1 protein-coding gene is annotated in these 1,991 nt (G+C 44.6%); it reads left to right on the top strand.

Features of this window, described 5'->3' with window-relative positions; genetic code table 11:
- Window positions 1-480 precede the first annotated feature (480 nt).
- Window positions 481-1,893 carry a group II intron reverse transcriptase/maturase gene (gene ltrA / locus ACRD6K_RS19965; protein ID WP_430974672.1) on the top strand — a complete coding sequence of 471 codons (1,413 nt, stop codon included), beginning with the start codon at window positions 481-483 and terminating at the stop codon, window positions 1,891-1,893.
- Window positions 1,894-1,991: the final 98 nt, after the last annotated feature.

Genomic DNA, 1,991 nt, shown 5'->3' on the forward strand with positions numbered 1-1,991 from the left:
ACCGTTAGTACGCCGTGAGGCGTATTTTCTTCAATGGGTTCAATTCCCATCTGCCGAATTGACTGTTCGGGCAGTAATGCAAAAGACTGTTTAAGTCGTGAGGCTTACTCAGGAGTTCTTTGGATTGAGTTACCAAGCCGTAATGCTTCAGGCGTGAACCCGTAGTAGCTTCGAAAAGTGTAAATCGTAGGCTGGGGAGGATGTTGACGTGTCACGAACCCTGTCACTTATTGTGGATTAACAGTCATGAGAAGCAATAAGGTCTACCGGAGTCATAGGGATGGCGTGGTAATGCACGGAGAAAATATGAACACGGGAGGTCTCCTGTAACAAAGCATGGCAAGCTTAAACACGCCGGTATAAGTATAACGAAGTCCGGATGTGGTTTCAGGAGAAGTCGGAGAAGCCCATAGTACCGTTGACTGTAAAGACAACACAACTTTACTTTTAGGGAAGGGGCTTTACTTTAGAGATGCTTTTATGGAGAAACAACTGCTTAATATTGACAAAAATCTAAAAGTTATGCCATCGGTTACGACCGATGAGAAAGTTCGTGTCTTCCAGCGAAAGCTATACCTGCGAGCCAAGCAAGAGAAAAGCTTTAAGGCTTACAGTTTGTACGACAAAATTTGTCAACCACATGTATTACAAGAATCCTGGCGACGTGTAAAAACGGGCAAGCAGGAATACCATGGGGGTGGAGTTGACAAGCTAACCTTCGGAATGATAGAAAAAGCTGGAGTAACCCAGTTTCTGACAGATATCCGAAACGATCTTTTAAACAAAACCTACCGTCCTCAAGCTATCCGCCGGGTCATGATTGATAAAGCGGGAAGCAAAGAGAAACGGCCATTGGGTATTCCCACTATTCGGGACAGGGTAGTCCAAATGGCAGTGAAAATGATGATCGAACCTTTGTATGAGGCCGATTTTATTGAAACCTCCTACGGCTTTCGCCCGAGAAAGAGTGCCCATGATGCCATCCGAAAAATTAAGGAAAACCTGTTTGCGGGCTACCAGTTTATTTACGATGCGGATTTGTCGAAGTACTTCGACACGATACCGCACGATAAACTGATGAAGTTGGTATCGGACCGGCTCGCCGACAAAAGTATCCTTAAACTGATTCGGCAATGGTTGCGCAGCCCGGTACAACAACCGGACGGGCAACTGGAAAAGAGCAGGATTGGCACTCCGCAGGGAGGGGTGATCTCCCCATTGCTGGCCAACATTTACCTGAATGTGTTTGATCAGTTAATTGATGCCCCTGATGGTGCATATGCCAAAGAAGATATCCGTATCGTGAGGTATGCAGATGATTTCGTGTTAATGAAAACGAACCGCTACCCGCAGAAGATACTTCGGCGCATGAACAGCACCTTAACCCGTATGGGACTTCAAATCAACCAGCAGAAGACCAGATTGCTACATATCAGCAAGAGTAGTTTTTGCTTTCTGGGGTTTGAGTTCCGCATGGTACAATCGAAATTTAAGTGGAACGCCAAACGGTATACCAATATCCGTCCAAGCATCAAATCACGGTCAAAGCTTTATGCAAATATCAGTGATTGTTTGGGAAAACGGAGACATTGGAAAATTGAACCCATGGTATACAAGCTGAACGAGATTTTGATTGGGTGGTTAAATTACTTTAGCATCACCAGGGTAACACACATTTGGGACACGGTAAGCCAGATCAAATGGCATTTGGATTACAAACTATATAAATGGCTGAAAAGCAAAGGACGAAAAGCCCATAAAACGCTACGCCAGCGTCCTTTCGACAACCTGGTAAAGTATAAACACTTATTGGATATCGAAAAATATGCGAGCTTGAAGTTCCATGCGAAAGCTACAGGAAGAACTCTATCGGTAAGCCGTATGAGCGAATAGTTCACGTACGGTTTGATGCAGGGGGTACTGACACCCAACTTAAAATTGTACATTTATGTGCAATAATTATTGAGTTGGCTGTCAGGCTCTACTCTACG

This window comes from Sunxiuqinia rutila, from assembly GCF_050589705.1.
Classification (GTDB): Bacteria; Bacteroidota; Bacteroidia; order Bacteroidales; family Prolixibacteraceae; genus Sunxiuqinia; species Sunxiuqinia rutila.

Coding starts and splice junctions, on each gene's coding strand:
- ltrA (WP_430974672.1), top strand. CDS start 481: ATGGAGAAACAACTGCTTAATATTGACAAAAATCTAAAAGTTATGCCA.